This window comes from Providencia sp. UF-183, from assembly GCF_058246155.1.
Map to the genome: position 1 here is coordinate 39,702 of NZ_JBSICD010000024.1, position 17,682 is coordinate 57,383.

18 protein-coding genes and 3 tRNA genes are annotated in these 17,682 nt (G+C 41.3%); 11 read left to right on the top strand and 10 right to left on the bottom strand.

Going from position 1 to position 17,682, the window contains the following annotated elements; all coding sequences use genetic code 11:
* The first annotated feature begins 17 nt into the window (after positions 1 to 17).
* Positions 18 to 845, top strand: a complete 828-nt coding sequence (dapD, locus tag AC4IFT_RS18755) for a 2,3,4,5-tetrahydropyridine-2,6-dicarboxylate N-succinyltransferase (protein WP_490735830.1) — start codon at positions 18 to 20, stop codon at positions 843 to 845.
* A gap of 412 nt (positions 846 to 1,257) precedes the next feature.
* Entirely contained in the window at positions 1,258 to 1,638 is a 381-nt protein-coding gene (locus tag AC4IFT_RS18760) for a DUF3461 family protein (protein WP_047755916.1), read from the top strand.
* A gap of 77 nt (positions 1,639 to 1,715) precedes the next feature.
* On the opposite strand, the gene AC4IFT_RS18765 is transcribed toward AC4IFT_RS18760, so the two are convergent.
* The 3 genes from AC4IFT_RS18765 to AC4IFT_RS18775 are packed head-to-tail and all read right to left on the bottom strand — an operon-like array spanning position 1,716 to position 3,284.
* Complete coding sequence (locus tag AC4IFT_RS18765) at positions 1,716 to 2,168, bottom strand: flavodoxin (RefSeq protein ID WP_490735834.1); 453 nt, start codon at positions 2,166 to 2,168, stop codon at positions 1,716 to 1,718.
* A gap of 22 nt (positions 2,169 to 2,190) precedes the next feature.
* Positions 2,191 to 2,949, bottom strand: a complete 759-nt coding sequence (gene truC, locus AC4IFT_RS18770; RefSeq protein ID WP_490735836.1) for a tRNA pseudouridine(65) synthase TruC — start codon at positions 2,947 to 2,949, stop codon at positions 2,191 to 2,193.
* Positions 2,949 to 3,284, bottom strand: a complete 336-nt coding sequence (locus tag AC4IFT_RS18775) for a YqcC family protein (RefSeq protein ID WP_490735837.1) — start codon at positions 3,282 to 3,284, stop codon at positions 2,949 to 2,951. Before AC4IFT_RS18775 ends, truC begins: the two co-directional genes overlap by 1 nt.
* A 239-nt stretch (positions 3,285 to 3,523) precedes the next feature.
* On the opposite strand from AC4IFT_RS18775, the gene AC4IFT_RS18780 reads away from it, so the two are divergent.
* On the top strand, positions 3,524 to 4,417 hold the full coding sequence (locus AC4IFT_RS18780) for a DUF535 family protein (protein ID WP_490752252.1): 894 nt from the start codon (positions 3,524 to 3,526) through the stop codon (positions 4,415 to 4,417).
* 421 nt (positions 4,418 to 4,838) lie between these two features.
* Here AC4IFT_RS18780 and syd read toward each other — a convergent pair whose 3' ends face one another.
* Positions 4,839 to 5,399 carry a SecY-interacting protein gene (syd, locus tag AC4IFT_RS18785; protein ID WP_490735841.1) on the bottom strand — a complete coding sequence of 187 codons (561 nt, stop codon included), beginning with the start codon at positions 5,397 to 5,399 and terminating at the stop codon, positions 4,839 to 4,841.
* A 143-nt stretch (positions 5,400 to 5,542) separates the two neighbouring features.
* Between syd and queF the strand changes: the two genes are divergently transcribed.
* From queF to xni, 3 genes are all read left to right on the top strand, one after another.
* A complete protein-coding gene (queF, locus tag AC4IFT_RS18790; RefSeq protein WP_490735843.1) occupies positions 5,543 to 6,388 on the top strand; it encodes an NADPH-dependent 7-cyano-7-deazaguanine reductase QueF in 846 nt (281 codons plus the stop codon).
* 106 nt (positions 6,389 to 6,494) lie between these two features.
* Complete coding sequence (ppnN, locus tag AC4IFT_RS18795; RefSeq protein ID WP_353244429.1) at positions 6,495 to 7,862, top strand: nucleotide 5'-monophosphate nucleosidase PpnN; 1,368 nt, start codon at positions 6,495 to 6,497, stop codon at positions 7,860 to 7,862.
* A gap of 18 nt (positions 7,863 to 7,880) precedes the next feature.
* Entirely contained in the window at positions 7,881 to 8,636 is a 756-nt protein-coding gene (xni, locus tag AC4IFT_RS18800) for a flap endonuclease Xni (RefSeq protein ID WP_490752254.1), read from the top strand.
* Positions 8,637 to 8,691: 55 nt separating this feature from the next.
* On the opposite strand, the gene rlmM is transcribed toward xni, so the two are convergent.
* Genes rlmM through AC4IFT_RS18815 form a run of 3 tightly spaced genes read right to left on the bottom strand, consistent with a single transcriptional unit; the run spans position 8,692 to position 11,152 of the window.
* Positions 8,692 to 9,795 (bottom strand): 23S rRNA (cytidine(2498)-2'-O)-methyltransferase RlmM, encoded by a 1,104-nt coding sequence (gene rlmM / locus AC4IFT_RS18805; protein WP_490752255.1) that lies wholly within the window; start codon positions 9,793 to 9,795, stop codon positions 8,692 to 8,694.
* Positions 9,788 to 10,183 carry a DUF423 domain-containing protein gene (locus AC4IFT_RS18810; RefSeq protein WP_206083735.1) on the bottom strand — a complete coding sequence of 132 codons (396 nt, stop codon included), beginning with the start codon at positions 10,181 to 10,183 and terminating at the stop codon, positions 9,788 to 9,790. The genes rlmM and AC4IFT_RS18810 overlap by 8 nt, the downstream gene beginning before the upstream one ends.
* A 27-nt stretch (positions 10,184 to 10,210) precedes the next feature.
* Positions 10,211 to 11,152, bottom strand: a complete 942-nt coding sequence (locus AC4IFT_RS18815) for a transcriptional regulator GcvA (protein ID WP_490735848.1) — start codon at positions 11,150 to 11,152, stop codon at positions 10,211 to 10,213.
* 697 nt (positions 11,153 to 11,849) lie between these two features.
* On the opposite strand from AC4IFT_RS18815, the gene csdA reads away from it, so the two are divergent.
* Both csdA and csdE read left to right on the top strand, forming a co-directional pair.
* Positions 11,850 to 13,055: a cysteine desulfurase CsdA gene (csdA, locus tag AC4IFT_RS18820; protein ID WP_490735850.1), complete on the top strand. Its 1,206-nt coding sequence runs from the start codon at positions 11,850 to 11,852 to the stop codon at positions 13,053 to 13,055.
* A gap of 29 nt (positions 13,056 to 13,084) precedes the next feature.
* Positions 13,085 to 13,543 carry a cysteine desulfurase sulfur acceptor subunit CsdE gene (gene csdE, locus AC4IFT_RS18825; RefSeq protein ID WP_490735852.1) on the top strand — a complete coding sequence of 153 codons (459 nt, stop codon included), beginning with the start codon at positions 13,085 to 13,087 and terminating at the stop codon, positions 13,541 to 13,543.
* A gap of 40 nt (positions 13,544 to 13,583) precedes the next feature.
* On the opposite strand, the gene tcdA is transcribed toward csdE, so the two are convergent.
* Both tcdA and mltA read right to left on the bottom strand, forming a co-directional pair.
* Complete coding sequence (gene tcdA, locus AC4IFT_RS18830) at positions 13,584 to 14,402, bottom strand: tRNA cyclic N6-threonylcarbamoyladenosine(37) synthase TcdA (RefSeq protein WP_490735854.1); 819 nt, start codon at positions 14,400 to 14,402, stop codon at positions 13,584 to 13,586.
* 29 nt (positions 14,403 to 14,431) lie between these two features.
* Positions 14,432 to 15,556, bottom strand: a complete 1,125-nt coding sequence (mltA, locus tag AC4IFT_RS18835; protein ID WP_490735901.1) for a murein transglycosylase A — start codon at positions 15,554 to 15,556, stop codon at positions 14,432 to 14,434.
* Positions 15,557 to 15,804: 248 nt separating this feature from the next.
* On the opposite strand from mltA, the gene AC4IFT_RS18840 reads away from it, so the two are divergent.
* The 3 genes from AC4IFT_RS18840 (at position 15,805) to AC4IFT_RS18850 (ending at position 16,110) form a co-directional block, all read left to right on the top strand.
* A tRNA-Met gene (locus AC4IFT_RS18840) sits at positions 15,805 to 15,881 on the top strand.
* 56 nt (positions 15,882 to 15,937) lie between these two features.
* Positions 15,938 to 16,014: transfer RNA gene (locus tag AC4IFT_RS18845), tRNA-Met, on the top strand.
* A gap of 19 nt (positions 16,015 to 16,033) precedes the next feature.
* Positions 16,034 to 16,110, top strand: a tRNA-Met gene (locus AC4IFT_RS18850).
* Between the two features lie 119 nt (positions 16,111 to 16,229).
* Here the strand turns inward: AC4IFT_RS18850 and amiC are convergent.
* The gene (gene amiC / locus AC4IFT_RS18855; protein ID WP_490735856.1) at positions 16,230 to 17,480 is read right to left on the bottom strand and encodes an N-acetylmuramoyl-L-alanine amidase AmiC; all 1,251 of its coding nucleotides are present in this window, start codon (positions 17,478 to 17,480) and stop codon (positions 16,230 to 16,232) included.
* Positions 17,481 to 17,682: the final 202 nt, after the last annotated feature.

The following is a 17,682-nucleotide window of genomic DNA, read 5'->3' on the forward strand; positions in this document are numbered from 1 at the left end:
AGAGGGAAATACTATCAATGCAGCATTTACAAGCGATCATTGAAAACGCATTTGAAGACCGTGCTAGCATCACACCAAACACGGTTTCAGCACCCGTTAAACAGGCCGTTTTAGACACTATCGCGCTATTAGACAGTGGTAAACTTCGCGTTGCCGAAAAAATCGCGGGTGTATGGGTTACTCACCAATGGTTAAAAAAGGCCGTCTTACTGTCATTTCGTATCCAAGACAATCAAGTGATTGACGGTGCCGAAAGTCGTTATTTCGATAAAGTACCAATGAAATTCGCTGATTACGATCAAGCACGCTTCGAAAAAGAAGGTTTTCGCGTTGTACCACCAGCAGCAGTTCGTAAAGGTGCTTATATCGCTAAAAATAGCGTACTTATGCCATCTTATGTGAACATTGGGGCGTATGTCGATGAAGGGACAATGGTCGATACGTGGGCAACCGTGGGCTCTTGCGCGCAAATCGGTAAAAACGTGCATTTATCTGGCGGTGTCGGTATTGGTGGCGTATTAGAGCCATTACAAGCTAACCCAACCATTATCGAAGATAATTGTTTTATTGGCGCACGCTCTGAGGTTGTTGAAGGTGTGATTGTCGAGGAAGGCTCGGTGATTTCTATGGGCGTTTATCTGGGGCAAAGCACCAAAATTTACGACCGAGAAACAGGTGAAATTTTTTATGGGCGCGTTCCAGCGGGATCTGTCGTTGTGTCGGGTAATTTACCATCGAAAGATGGCCGCTACAGCTTATATTGCGCCGTGATTGTCAAAAAAGTGGATGAAAAAACTCGCGGAAAAGTTGGCATCAATGAATTATTAAGAACTATTGATGAATAACTAATTTTCTAACAGTTTACCCCCTTAACCTTTTACTGCTGTTTTTGAATTAGTTAGCAGTAATCTGGTAAAACGAAGCTATCCCGAAATGCATACTCTGTATGCAGCTCGGGTGGCCAAGTTCCCTTATCTTCCCCTATCTCGCCTTTCCCTTTTTATCGGTTTATTGCAAAGAGAAGTTGGTCAATTTCAAGAAATCGCGCATAATATGTTCGTGGCTTTTGCCGTTTACCATCAATAAAACTGTATTATTTTATTTTTCATTATCATGATGCTATTTACGTAATGGCTTAATGTTATTTACGTCTTTAGGTCAATAGCACAATAAAAGAGAAATAGACCGGTATTGTTACGGCCTGCTCACACAATTATTTTGTTCACCGACTCTGTCTCTACAGTTAAGCGAGCTAACATGTACGATAATTTGAAAAGTTTAGGCATTAGTAACCCTCAGGATATTGACCGTTATACCCTGCGCCAAGAAGCAAATAACGATATTTTGAAAATTTACTTCCGTAAAGACAAAGGGGAGTTTTTTGCAAAAAGCGTCAAATTTAAATACCCACGCCAGCGTAAAACCATTGCGGATGGGGGTAATAATTTCAAAGAAATTCACGAAATCAATACTAACCTTCGTTATGCTATTGAAGAACTCGACCAAATTTGCCAAACAGATAAAACTGATATCGATTTAAAACACAAGATTCTTGATGACTTACGTCATTTAGAACATGTGGTTTCAAACAAAATTGCAGAAATTGAAGCTGACTTGGAAAAACTGACTCGTAAATAGCCAACTTGTCAGAGATTTACTGCGCCGTGAAATCACCTAAATTTGTATCGAAAAGGGCTATTTCACGGTGCAGGCACTTACAGTAATTCACTCCACGCTTCAACCCACGGTTTTGCAAACTCTTCGGGGGTATCCACTTCTATCGCATCAATAAAAAGAATATCACCGATACGTGTGGCGGATTGCTCAGTTAACACTTCATCAAACCGTAGACCTGCGCCACAAAAGCTTTCATAACTGCTATCACCTAATGCAATTAAGCCATAACGTAAATCGGGCTGATAACCAACAACATCATTGATTTCATTAAAAAGTGGTGCGATGGTATCAGGAAGGTCCCCTTGCCCTGTCGATGAGGTTACAATCAACGCAATTTCATTTCCTGAATTATACAATTGCCAATCATTCAGAGTGGGCTCATCAAAGACAACCACTTCATGCCCTCTTTCCTCTAAGATTTCTTGTGCGATTTCTGCCACAGCTAAAGAGTTGCCATAGACAGTACCGACAAAAATACCTACTTTTGACATAACGCCTCCCTCTAAATTTAATTTAAACTGACGGATTAATAACTTTTATAGCTAGATTAGCGACTTGCGCTGACCACCCAAACTGCTCAGTCAATGAGATCCATTGTGCATCCCAAGGTGCAACCAGTGATATATTTTCTTCTGTTATAGGGTGACTTAAATTTAATTGGCTTGCGTGCAACATCAAACGAGAAACTGAAAAATGCTCAGATACGCCTCTGTTTTGTCGTAAGTCGCCATGCTTGCTATCACCAATAATAGGGTGGCGTAAGTGGGACATATGTCGCCTGAGCTGATGTTTTCGGCCTGTTTCTGGCATTAACTCTACCAAACTAAACCGTGCGGTTTCATAGCGGCCAATCGCCACAGGGCATTCCACCGTCGCAATTGGCCGACAATGGGTAATGCACTCTTGCAGCACCGGTTCCCGAGTAGCATGTTTGTCTGCGATTTTATCTAGCTCTTCCAGCAACGGGTAATCAATAGTTTGCTCATCAGTTAGATACCCCCGCACAATCGCATGATAGGTTTTCTCTAACTGATGGTTTTCAAACTGAGCAGCAAGCAACCTTGCTACTTCACTTGATAAAGCAAATAGTAAAATACCCGATGTTGGCCTATCTAGCCGATGAATGGGATAAACATATTGGCCAATTTGGTCGCGCAAAGTTTGCATCACAAAAACGGTTTCTTTGCTATCTAACCAACTGCGATGAACCAACATTCCTGCGGGCTTATTCACCGCAATCATATATTCATCTTGATAAATGATTTCTAACATCAATCACCCTGATTAGTCGAAAAAATGCTGTCTAGCTCACGCAAATGCTGGATAATAACCACGTATTGTTCTTCTTCGTCATGCTTATACGCTTCTTCAAAATACGGTGCGAGCGCAAAATTTGCAGGTAACGTACCACCTTGGTCAATAATCGCTTGTAAACGTGGAATTAAAATCCACTGTAGCCACTCCAAAGCCTCCATCGTATCGATGCAAAATGGCTCTACGCTTTTAAACGCATCTTGTTCTGGAGGATGCTCACGCCACAATAATTTTAATTTCATTTCGTCTTCGAGATGACGAAGCTTTTCAACAATGCGTTGTTCAGTATTCATATTTAAACCTTTTAGCCTTTATGCTGCGAAATATACTGTAATTTTGCCAACGATTCTGTCGGATAAATGGGGTTGGTCGACCTTATATACAAGCTTATTTATTTCTATTGCATTTATTTATTCAAAAAAATGCAATTCAATAAATTTCGTTGATACTTTGTTAGGGTACATACACATATAATTAAATGTTTTTTTTAATTTAATTTTAGCGAAATAATTAACAATAAAATGGTTTATCTATGGGATTACTAAAGCAGTGGCGTAAGGAAAACAAAGCTTGGAAAGCATTCAGTCATAAACTTACCGAGCTCAAAAGAAAAGTTCGTATTGGGAAGCTCCCTTCAAGGCAGTATCAACAATACCAAAGCATGTGCCAGACATTCCAAAGTGCTCAGCTCGCCTCTGCAATTGATGGAGTTCCTCAATTTATTGAGCGCCCAATCAATAAATATCTACATAAAGCTTGGAGTGGAAAGCAAAAATTGCTTACAGCAAGCTACACGCTGAATTTAATTGAAAAAACCTTTACCTCAGAAGCCATTGAAAAGATGTTTTCGGCGAAACGTGAGGGGTTAACCGTTGCAAATATTGAGCTAAAATCCGGCGATTTTGCCCAACTTACCTTAATTTATTCCCAATATCCAAGGGAAGGTGATCTCACTTTACATCTGCGCAATGAAACAGGTGATGATATCTATTTAATGAGTTTTTCATTTGGGCCTGAAGGGCAACTCTATGTGTGTTCACTGCAAGGGCCATCAACGGATCAAAGTGTTGAGCAAGTTCGCCTAATTACCAAACAAATGCATGGAATGAGACCAAAAAACTTATTAATGTCTGCGGTATATGCGGTCGCTGCTTATTTCAAAGTGACGTCCATCCAAGGCATTGCAAACAATAGCCACATTAAGAGCCAGCACTTAAAATCAAGTTACGATACCTTTTGGCAAGAATGCAGTGCAACATTGACCTCTGATGGTTGGTACCAGCTCCCATTGCAAGAACCTGTTCGCGATATCGAATCAGTAAAAAGCCAGCGCCGAGCTGAGTTTCGCCGACGTGAAGCACTTCGTGATGCAATGAGCCAAGAGATTATTGCCTCGCTCAGCGCGAATTCAACTCATTTGAGCTAAACTCACAAAAAAGCCAGCCGGCCTAAATAAGGTCGACTGGCTTAACTTCACATTTTATACGCTTATGCATCCTGCAAAACGACTTCCTGTCGCTCAACGTCCTGTTGAATAAAAACACTTTAATAGGTCGTTCCTGCCTATTTAGCGCTCCATCGCTTGGTTTTGATTTTTTTATACATCGTGCTGTATAAAAGCTAAACGAACTTACCCTGTCCAGCGGCATAAGAATGTATTAAATCTATTAATGAAACAACCTAGCAGAGCAAACAAAAATGGGGTTGAAAAAACAGCATTATCTTTTTCGGTAGTAACGTCATGAAATTAAAAGTGAAATAATTATCATTTCAATAAAATGAAATAATTTTAAGAAATAGCTCAACCCAATTGTAAGCTTTTACTTACACCATTTATCCTAAAATACTTACCCCTGCGGTTCGACAACAGGAACTAACTCCTCAATAAAACTCGCTAAATTTGGCGAAAGGACGCGCCGTTCTTGGCTACCAAATTTTTCTAAAATCACTTCCCCAGTCAAATTGCAAAGTGAGATCATTTCAATTTCAGAGTCTATTGTTGCGATAAACAAGGTTGGTGATAATTTTAAGCGCTTTTGTGTCACTAAATGACCAATTAAATTTTCTTGTAAGCGAATAAAATCCTCTTCATTCCAAACTTGTACCAAACTTACCGTAATATCACGAAATGTGGCTTTCATATCCCCAGCAAGCTGAGTTGTGTAAAAGTCATGGATATCACTTTGCAAACTGATATCCAAGGCAGTTGCGACTTTATTTAAATGCGCATCTTTGATTGGGAATGCCTGAGGCTCCCAATAAACCCAGTTTTCCCCTGTTCGTACAATGCAAGGGGATGGAATACCATATAAATCAGTGGATGCGGGTGGTAACCCCGTTTGTTGTTCCCACGCTGACATGTAGTTTTGAGTAAAACGCTGTAGTGCTTGAGAGAGTATTGTATTCATAATTACGTATTTTTTACGGCTAGCCTAAATTGCTAGACGTCAATATGATGGATAAATGGTATTATGACAGATGTTTGTAGGCGAATAAAATGTACACATTCTGCCTTTTAGCCTCATTGTGTTTATGAAGTATAAGGATCACTATGTCACACTACCAGAACAATCCTGCATTAGACAATTTAACGCTTGGGAAAAAAACGGCTTATCATGACCAATATGATGCTTCACTGCTGCAACCCGTCCCACGGAGCCTAAATCGTGATCCATTAGGGATTTACGCAAATGCATTGCCATTCCACGGTGCGGATATTTGGACCTTATATGAAATTTCGTGGCTAAATCAACGTGGCGTGCCTCAAGTCGCCATTGGCTCAATCAGTGTAAACGCAACAAGTGATAACCTCATTGAGTCTAAAAGTTTTAAGTTGTATCTCAACAGTTTTAATCAAACTCGCTTTGAAACTTGGGAAAATGTGCGAAGCGTTTTACAAAATGATTTAAGCCGCTGTGCTAATGGCAAAGTTGACGTTACACTTCATAAGCTAGAGGCTTTTTCTCATCAGCCCATCCTGCCATTTAAAGGGCAGTGTATTGATGAGCAAGATATCACTATCGAACAGTATGAGTTTAACCGTGACTATCTAGCGGGTTGCACTCAAGAAGAGATTGTTGAAGAAACATTAGTCAGTCACTTGTTAAAGTCGAATTGCTTGATTACAAATCAACCTGACTGGGGCTCTGTACAAATTCACTACTCTGGCCCTAAAATCAGCCATGAAGCACTTTTACGATATTTAGTTTCATTCCGTCACCATAATGAGTTTCATGAGCAATGTGTTGAACGTATCTTTAACGATATTATGCAGTTGTGTAAACCAGAAAAACTGAGTGTCTATGCTCGATACACCCGCCGTGGAGGACTGGACATTAACCCATGGCGTAGCAATGAAAATTTTGAACCTGAACTTGGCCGCTTAGCACGCCAATAGTACGCATGTAGTTGATAAATGCTTGAAAACAGTTGAAAAGTAAATACTTTAACGTATTTGCTGTACAATTCACCTATCAAGAACCCATGGGGTAAAGGAGTACTACTTGATTACGCATATCAGTCCATTAGGATCTATGGATCTACTCTCGCAACTTGAAGTTGACATGCTTAAACGCACCGCAAGTAGCGATTTATACCAGTTATTTAGAAACTGCTCATTAGCGGTTTTACATTCAGGAAGCCTTACTGATAGCAGTAAAGAATTACTCGAAAAAAGTAAAGACTTTGATATCAACGTATTACGCCGTGAACGTGGTGTAAAACTTGAGCTTATAGAGCCACCAGAAAAAGCGTTTGTTGATGGTAAAATTATTCGCACTTTGCAAGCAAACCTATTTGCCGTCTTACGCGATATTTTGTTCGTCCACGCGCAAATTAACCAAGCTAAAGAGCAATTCCATTTTGATACCGAAAATGGAACGCACATCACCAATATGATTTTCTCCATCCTGCGCAATGCTCGCGCATTACATATTGATGATGACCCAAGCATGATAGTCTGCTGGGGCGGTCACTCAATTAACGAAATTGAGTATCAATATGGGCGTAAAGTTGGTAATGAGCTGGGCTTGCGTGAATTAAATATCTGTACAGGTTGTGGGCCGGGTGCAATGGAAGCCCCAATGAAAGGCGCTGCGGTTGGTCACGCACAACAACAGTATAAAGATAGCCGCTTCATTGGATTAACCGAACCTTCTATCATTGCGGCTGAGCCACCTAACCCATTAGTTAACGAACTCATTATTATGCCTGACATCGAAAAACGTTTAGAAGCGTTTGTTCGTTTGGGCCATGGCATTATTATTTTCCCGGGCGGCGTTGGTACTGCTGAAGAATTGCTGTATTTACTGGGGATCTTGATGGATCCTGCCAATAAAGAGCAAGTTTTGCCACTTATTTTAACGGGTCCGAAAGAAAGTGCAGAATACTTTGAAGTATTAGATGACTTCATCCGACATACTTTAGGGGATGACGCGAGCAAGCACTACCAAATCATTATTGATGATGCTCAAGAAGTCGCCCGCGTAATGAAAAGAAGCATGCCACAAGTGAAAGAAAATCGCCGCAGCACAGGTGATGCATATAGCTTCAACTGGTCAATCAAAATTGCCCACGACTTACAGCACCCGTTTGAACCGACTCATGAAAATATGGCTTCGCTGAATCTTCATCCGGGGCAAGCGCCTGAGAAGCTGGCTTCAGATTTACGCCGTGCCTTCTCTGGTATCGTCGCAGGTAACGTGAAAGAGTTTGGTATGAAAGCGATTGAAAAACACGGTCCATTCAAAATTCACGGTGATAGCGAGCTCATGAAACGTATGGATGTGTTATTACAAGGCTTTGTTGAGCAGCATCGTATGAAATTACCCGGTGGTACTGCATATGAGCCTTGCTACGAAATCGTGAAATAAATCAGTGATGGCGTATTTATGATCCATTTATTAATTATTGATGCATTAAATTTGATACGCCGTATCCACGCGGTGCAAGGAAGCCCGTGTGGAGAAACCTGTTTATCTGCAATATCTCAGTTGATTGCCCATACAGATGCCACGCACATTGTGGCAATGTTTGACGAAGAAGGCCGCCACCAAAGCTGGCGTCATGAAAAGTTGCCTGATTACAAAGCTGGCCGGTCACCGATGCCTGAAGATTTGCATGCTGAGCTCCCCGCATTAATGGCTTTATTTACGGAAAAAGGCATCCACTGCTGGCAATCTGAAGGGGATGAAGCAGATGATTTAGCGGCTACCTTGGCAACTCGCATCGCGGGATCAGGGCATACCGTGACCATCGTTTCTACAGATAAAGGTTATTGCCAACTGCTTTCACCTAATCTGCGAATTCGCGATTATTTTCAAAAGCGCTGGTTAGATATCCCTTTTATTGAAAAAGAATTTGGTGTTTCACCAGAACAACTTCCTGATTATTGGGGACTTGCAGGTATTAGCAGCAGTAAGGTTCCCGGCGTTGCAGGCATTGGTCCAAAAAGCGCAACAACACTATTGCAGCAATATCACTCTATCGAAAATTTGTTTGCGAATTTAGATAAACTTGAAGATAAATGGCAGAAAAAGCTAGCTAATCAGCAAGAAATTGCACTTATTTGCCGCGATATAGCAACGTTAAAAACGGATATTGCACTACAAGGGAATCTCAATCAGCTGCGTTATATAGCCAACTAATAAAAACAAAAAGGCCACTTAGTTAATGAGTGGCCTTTCTTATTGGTTTGATGAATTAATAAAATTCACGCGCCATTGGGTTTGCTGACCAAACACGCATCACATGCACAGTCACTTCTTCGCGGTCATGATAAAGCTGCTTAGCCTGAATGAGCACATTTATGCCTCGTTCCTTCAGTTGCACCTGCATCTTTTCTAAGATGTGTGAAACTTCTTCATAGCGCTTTTTCATTGGCAGTTTTAGGTTAAATATCGCCTCACGGCACCAACCCTGGGCTAACCAATCTGTCATCAATGCAGCCACTTTGGCAGGTTTTTCAACCATATCACACACTAACCATGTAATATTCTGGGATGACGGTTGAAACTTAAAGCCATCCACTCGATGATGAGTAACTTGCCCTGTATCCATCAAACTTTCTGCCATCGGGCCATTATCCACCGCGTGAACCATCATGCTGCGTTTCACAAGTTGGTAAGTCCAACCACCCGGGCATGCCCCTAAATCGACAGCTTTCATTCCGCTAGCAAGGCGTTCATCCCACTCTTCGTAAGGGATAAAGACATGAAATGCTTCTTCTAACTTCAAAGTAGAACGGCTAGGCGCATCAGACGGGAATTTTAAGCGAGGAATACCCATATAGAAATTCGAGCTATTGTTGGTGTACGAATAACCTGTGTAGCAACAACCTGGAGCGATGAAAAAAACATGGATAACTGGGCGCTTAAAGTTCTCAAGAGGAAGTAAAATTTTCTCTTTACGCAATGCATTACGTAAAGGCACCGTAAATTTACGGCAAAACTTCATCAACTCTTTTGATTCGTTGGTATCAGCCACTTCAACACGGATATCACCCGCTCTCGCCACTTGTTGGCTTAACGCGCTGACTATTGGTGTAATGCGGTCTTCAGGCGGTAAGTCTTTTAATAAATCACCAACGACAATCATCTGGCGAGCAAAAATTAACTCACGAAAAGGCAACATACGCGCGAGTGTATCCGCATCTTCTGCTTGATAGCACTCAAAAATGACATAACCACTATTTTCTTTTACGCGGGCAAAACCGTAAATTTCTTTTTGCCCGGCTTTATCTGTAATCTCTGCTGCGCACTCTTTTTCAAAGCCTGGTCGACAATAAAGTGCAATCTTATTACTCATTGCGTGACGCCGATTTCCTTAGACGCATAGCGCCAATAACAACTAACAACCAACCAATCAGGAAACAAACTCCCCCTATTGGCGTAAAATAAGAAAAGTATTTTACCTGCAATAGGGCCATACAATAAAGACTACCGCTAAAAAGAAGTATCCCAACAGAGAAAAAAACACCTGACCAATAAAACCATAGGATCACTTTACGTAATAAAATTGCACCTAATACCATTAATGCAATTGTGTGCAACATCTGATAACGCAATCCAGTTTCAATCCAGTCCATTTGATGGACACTCATAATTGACGATAACGCATGAGAACCTATTGCTCCAAAAGCAACAGTAAAAAAGCCACTAATCCCAGCGAAAATTAACATCAAACGACTATTCACAGTAACACCTTTTGTTTAAATACTTGATTACTGAATAAGCGCCACATCTTGGTCACCCGTAATAAAGCCTAATTTTTCTTGTTCACTCGCTGCTTGCGCAAGGATCCACTGGCGAAATGCAGCTATTTTGCCTAAGTCAGCCTGACTTTCTTGGCAAACTAAATAAAACGCATTTTTGCTAACTAACACCTCGCTAAAGGGACAAACTAAACGCCCTGCGTCAATTTCATTCTTTGCCATTACATTATTGGTTAATGCAACACCTTGCCCATGCACAGCAGCTTGGATAACCATCGCACTGTGACTAAAAATAGGCCCTTGCTGTACATTAACGATATTCTGTAACTCTAGTTGCTTAACATACGATTGCCAGTCTTTACGTGAAGAGTCATGGAGTAACGTATGTTTAGCCAAATCTTCTGGATTTTTTAGCTGGTTTTCCCCTGTCATTAACGAGGGGGCACAAACTGGCATCAAATATTCTGCATACAGCCTATCTGTCCTAAGACCGCTCCAGTTTCCTCTCCCATAAAAAATCGCCACATCCACATCATCGGCGAGTTTATCTTCTTCTCTATCAACAGCTTGGATACGAACATCAATTCCTGGATAAGCTTGATTAAATCCTGAAAGCCTAGGTACCAGCCATTGGATAGCAAAACTGGGTGATAAACTCACCGTTAATGCCCCTTTGGCACTTCGTGCTTGTAATTTACGCGTCGCTTCGTTTAAAGAAGAGAATATTTCTTTAATATCAAGATAATAGCTCTGACCTTCTTCCGTTAACAATAATGAACGATTGCGACGGCGAAATAGCTTCAAGCCAAGGAAATCTTCCAAAGATTTCATTTGGTGACTCACTGCGGCTTGAGTGACAAATAATTCTTCTGCTGCCTTAGTAAAACTTAAATGACGTGCAGCTGCGTCAAATACTCTCAGGGCATTCAGTGGCGGTAATCTCTTAGACATAATTACGTCGACTCGGCATCTCGTTATACATTAGTTTTTTTCATCCGAAGCATTATAATTTGTCCCTTGAGGATCTGCCAGTAAATACCTATAGTATGCGCACTTCCTAAGCCGGAACGAAAAGTTACAGAGTTTGGTTACTTTGAAACTTTTGGCTTTGTGGTTGTGATGTTGTGTTTGCAAGTTGTCTGGTTGAACCAGACTTTGTAGCTTTTGCTACTGTTTTTTCACTTCCTGTACATTTACCCTGTCTGTCCATAGTGATTTTTTATAGTGCACCGCCAACATGCGGTGCTTTTTTTTGTGTTTTTTTACTAGTATCTACTTAGTGAAAATAAGCAATTTAACTTAATAAATACATATAGCTATAGATAGTTACTAGTGTACAGAAAAAATGTTAAGTTAGATATTTAAGATAATTCCTGAAAATGATTCAATTTATATATTGAAAAAAGAACCAAGAATTAAAATTGGCCACATTGTGATACAAAACTCTAAAACATCATAAATAACTACTCTCAATATTGCTAATAAGTAATACCAAACGTAACAAAATATTTCAATGTTTAGATGGAAAAATGACGAGTTTAAATTAATCAAAAAATAGTCAATAATGTACCGATAAATGTACATATCTATAGCCAATACATGCAACTATCAGATTACACAGATAATATTGACCAAAAAGAAAGAACCCATGGATCATTTTAGTGCTACCTCATTTCGCCATGCATTCCCTGCGATAAATACCTCAACACTGTTTTTTGATAGCGCAGCAACTTCATTAAAACCGCTCGCTATGATTGAGGCTTCAAACGATTACTATCGCTTATCTGGTAGCTCGGTTTACCGTGGACAATCACCTGAGTCATTGAAATTAACTCGTGATTATGAATTAGGCCGTGTTAGAGCAGCAAAACTCATCAATGCCCCCTCTGCAAATAATATTATTTGGACACGCGGCACAACTGAGTCGATTAATTTAATCGCTCAGAGCTATTTTCGCCCCTTATTAAAGAACGGGGATGAAATTATTGTCAGTGAAATAGAACACCACTCAAATTTATTACCGTGGATGATAGTCGCTGAGCAAACTGGCGCTAAAATTATAAAATGGCCCATCGAGCAAGATGCCTCACTCAGTTTAGAGACGTTAAAATCACTGCTAAACAGCAAAACTAAAGCCATTGCTATTACGCAAATGTCGAACGTCACAGGCTTCCAGCCTGATTTAGCGGTAATTACTTCTCTTGCTCATCAAATTGGGGCGCTGGTTATCGTTGATGGTGCACAAGGTGTTGTTCATTGCCCAGTTGATGTAAGTGCAGAGGATATCGATTTTTACGCTTTTTCTGCCCACAAACTGTATGGCCCAACAGGCCTTGGTGTTTGTTATGGGAAAACAGAATTATTAAATGCGATGGCACCTTGGCATGGCGGGGGAAAAATGTTGACTGAGGTGACCTTCGATGGTTTCACGCCAGCACCAATCCCTCAATGTTTCGAAGCTGGTACCCCTAATATTGCGGGTGTGATTGCTTTTTCAGCGGTTCTTGAGTGGATCCAATCTATCGATTTAGTGCAAGCAGAAGCTTATACCTGCTCACTTATTGAGCTAACATATAGAAAACTCTCACGCATTCCAGGTTTTATTGGTTATAGTGTACCTAATTCACCTTTACTTTCATTTAATTTTGAAGGTATTCACCATAGCGACTTAGGTGTGCTCTTGACTGAACAGCACATTGCATTACGCTATGGTCAGCATTGTGCTCAACCTTTAATGGATGCCTTGAATATTAGTGGCTGCATACGCATCTCTGTGATGCCATACAATAACTTGCAAGATATTGATAAGCTTATTCATGCGGTCACATTCTCTCTTTCAATACTCAATGACTAAATTAATACTAAATATAAAAAGGAAGCCTAATGACTTCGACTAAATATGAACTTGCTCCGCACCCTTTTGGTACAGAGATTGGAATTCAGGAAATAGTTGAACAGTTCTCCACACATAAAGCATGGGAAGATAAGTACCGTTTGCTAATACAATTAGCAAGGCAGTTACCTGCATTAACGGATGATGAGAAACAACAAACTCAAGAAGTGAAAGGCTGCGAAAATCGCGTATGGATTGGCGCGCTGATTAATGATGATGAGACCTTTCACTTCTATGGCGATAGTGAAGGGCGAGTGGTAAAAGGGCTTTTTGCGATTTTATTAGCCGCTATTGAACAGAAAACTGCAAAGGAAATCACGGAGCTTGATTTTAATGAGTTACTCGAAAAAACAGGTTTACCTAGCCAGCTTAGCGAGTCACGCCAAAATGGGATCCAGTCATTAATCACGGCAATTCAAAATATTGCCAATGAAATGACACCCGCCTAATCAATGAAAGAGGCTATCTATCGCAATAGCCTCTTTACTGCTAATGACTTTTTTCCGCATCTCTTTGGGCTTTCGCCATCATCTTTTTCAACGCATGTGCCACAGCAATAAAACCAAAACTGGCCGTAACCATGGTCACAGCACCAAAACCAGACGCACAATCCATTCGCTTAGAACCATCAGCGGTGCTTTTTGCAGCGCAGACAGTGCCATCGCTTTGCGGATAAACAAGCTGCTCGGTGGAAAACACGCAATCAATCCCCAGTTTACCTTTACCATTTTTGACAACATTAAAGTCTGACTTTAGCCTCTCACGAAGCTTTGCCGCTAAAGGGTCTTGAATGGTTTTTGCCAAATCTGCCACTTGTATTTGGGTTGGATCAATTTGACCACCCGCCCCGCCCGTTGTGACTACAGGGATTTTAAAGCGCCTACAATAAGCCAGTAGCGCCGCTTTAGGCCTAACACTATCAATGGCATCAATAACGTAATCAAAGCCCGTACCGAAGTACTGAGCGACATTATCGACAGTGATGAAATCATCAATTACATTCACCACGCATTCTGGATTAATCTCCAAAATGCGTGCTTTCATCACCTCAACCTTTGGCAATCCAACCGTTGATTTAATGGCATGTAATTGGCGGTTCGTATTGGTGACGCAAATATCATCCATATCAATTAAGGTGATAGCCCCAATACCGGAACGAGCAAGCGCTTCCGCAGCCCACACTCCGACCCCACCAACCCCAACGACACAAACATGGGAACGCGCAAAAAGATGGAGGGCTTGTTGCCCATATAAACGCCCGATCCCAGCAAAACGCTGCATCCAAGCATCTGAAAGCTTAGCTTGCATAATGACAAACAACCTTAGTTAAACGCTAATTACATTGCACCAAAAAGGGGCTGGCTCTTTTTCAGCACCCAAACGCGCCCATAATGGTTATAAAAACCTGCCATTTTACCTGCATCATGGCCTGTTCCGTGGTAAATATCGAAGTGGTGACCTTTAATCGCCCCACCCACATCCAAGGCAACCATCATACGCATTTCGTATTGCCCCGTAAATTTACCATTGCTGTCTAAAACAGGGATTTCTGCTAGCAAAGCGGTTCCTGCGGGGATCAACGTTTTATCTGATGCAACGGATGCTTTTGCTATCAATGGAACTGCACTTGCGCCTCTTACAGGTACAAAAGATTGCGGTTTGAAGAAAACAAACGATGGATTTTCCTCTAATAATTGGCGAACTTCTTGCTCACTGTGGCTATTTGTCCAATCGTGGATAGCTTGCAAAGACATTTGGCTTAATGGAACCTCACCCCGGTCAACAAGTACTTTACCTATGCTTTTATAGGCATGGCCATTTTTCCCCGCATAACCAAAGAAATTCAGAGGGCTACCATCGCCAAAATCAACATAACCACTGCCTTGCACTTCCATCATAAAGTTATCAACAGCAGAATTGCTGTAAGCCAAAATAAGGTTATTGCTCAATGCCCCGTTATAAATAGCCGCTCGGCTAGGTAATCGAGTCTTTCCTTTTGCTGGCATACCATACAAAGGGTGACGGAATTCCCCCTGAGGTGAACGTCTTGCTTCAATAACTGGTGTGTAATACCCCGTAAACTGCACGTTTCCGTAGTTATCCGCACCTTCCATTTGAAATGCAGATAAATTGAAACTGGCTAACTGGGCGGGGTTTCCTCCCGCCATTAACCAATTCTCAATCGCATGATAGGTATCACGGTTATTTTGAAATAAACGTGGAGAGGCTTTTTGAATTTCAACCACTTGTTGGTTAAAGTCAGGTGTGTTTATTGGTTTACCTTGAACATTCACCAGATTAACTTTTTGTAAGTCTTCAATAAGACGACCATCTTTGTATTGTTGGCCTTTATCTGTTGGATGAGTTTGGCATCCTGCCAACAGTGAAAAAAAGACCCCTGTGATTATCCATTTATTGGCTGCCGACCATTTTGCTTCCGCCAGCTTATTAATTACCTTCATTAATCCTAAATTCATGCTCCACCACCCAAACGCATCCAACAATCCAATATGAAATGCACAATAGCAAACCCAAAATGGGAATGAAACGTGTAAACATATTTAGTTAAATTATTTTTCTCTGCTACGCCAATAAAGTTTAAAAATTAGTCATTCCGTGCGTATTTTGTTCTGTAGAGTGCGAAATGTGAAAAAAAAACACGAAAAAACTTGCATCAGATCTCATCCCGAGTATAGTGCCCGCTATCGGACGCGGGGTGGAGCAGCATGGTAGCTCGTCGGGCTCATAACCCGAAGGTCGTTGGTTCAAATCCAGCCCCCGCAACCAATACTGATTTAATCAGTAAAGCAGTAAAAAAATCAAAACGTTGTAAAGAATTCAGTCGCGGGATGGAGCAGCTTGGTAGCTCGTCGGGCTCATAACCCGAAGGTCGTTGGTTCAAATCCAGCTCCCGCAACCAATTTTTTTACTTCTTCAGTCGCGGGGTGGAGCAGCTTGGTAGCTCGTCGGGCTCATAACCCGAAGGTCGTTGGTTCAAATCCAGCCCCCGCAACCAATTTTCTCTTCTAGTACCACACTCTCTCTCAAACTTATCAATTATCTCTTTCGTTTTTTGCACATAAAAAAAGGCGACTCGCTTTTGCTTATCACCTCTTTGTCCACTATTTGCAATAACTAGTTGCGGATCGCTAACTCACCACCGTTGCGAAAATACGCTTTTATTCCTTCAAAAATAGACTCTGCCATCTGTTGTTGGAACTTAGCCGTCTTCAACTTACGCTCTTCTTCTAGGTTACTGATAAACGCAGTTTCAACTAATATTGAAGGAATTTCAGGGGCTTTGAGTACAGCAAACCCTGCTTGATCAACCTTGTTTTTATGCAACCGGTTGACTTTCCCCATACGCTTGAGTACTTCATCACCAAATTTTAAGCTATCGTTAATTGTCGCTGTCTGGACTAAATCTAGCATTGTGTGATCAAGATACACATCCCCGCTCTTGCTAACCCCACCGATTAAATCAGCCTCATTCTGTGTTTGAGCAAGGTAACGAGCCGTGTTGCTGGTTGCCCCTTTAGTCGATAATGCAAATACTGACGAGCCATGTGCTGAACGGTTAGTAAATGCATCCGCATGAATAGACACAAATAAATCAGCCTGCATTTTACGTGCTTTTGCGACACGTACCTTAAGTGGAATAAACACATCTTCATTACGCGTCATATATGCACGCATTTTGGGGTCTTTATCAATCAACGCTTTTAAGCGCCGTGCAATTTGCAAGACAACATCTTTTTCACGTGTTTTATATTTCCCTATCGCACCGGGGTCTTCCCCACCATGTCCAGGGTCAATCATAATGATAATCGGGCGATCCGTCCCAGCCTTACCTGGTTTCTTCGCTTGTACTGGCATACTTTCTTCGAGGTCGCCTTTATTGTAGTCCTCGAGTAATGCTAACAGTGGATCATCACTGGTATCTACACCTTTACCCGGATAGAAATCAAGGACTAAGCGGTGTTTAAACTCCCCAACAGGCGACATAGTAAAGAATTGCGGGGTCACTTTATTTTTCACTTCAAAAACAAGGCGTACGGTTTTAGGGTCAAATTGCCCCACCCTAACCAATTTGAGGTAAGGGTCACGCGTTTGAATTTGAGTTCCCATCTGTTTAAGGACGTTATTTAACTGTACGCCCTCAAGATCAACAACGATACGCTCCGGGTTATTTAGTACAAACTGGCGATACTTTAGCGGAACACTCGATTCAAGCGTTACTCGAGTGTAACTCGACGCTGGCCAAATACGCACAGCAATCACGCTGCTATTCGCAGAAAAACCGAATGGGCTGACGCTCAGTAACATAACTGCGGCGGCGCCTTGGATAAAACGGCGCTTAGATGGGCTGTGATCTTGCTGACTCATCAATAATTCCGAACCTAGAACTGAAAAATAAAATGATTTTAGACTATAAGCCAATTATTTGGCTAGAAATAAGCACTCTAACGAATCATGTGCTCCCTGTCATTAATAATACACATTTATATTTAAAGATATGTAACCCATAAAAATATATTTGTTATTTTTTTATTCCATCTTTTACTTGATATTTTTTGCCAAAAAGAAT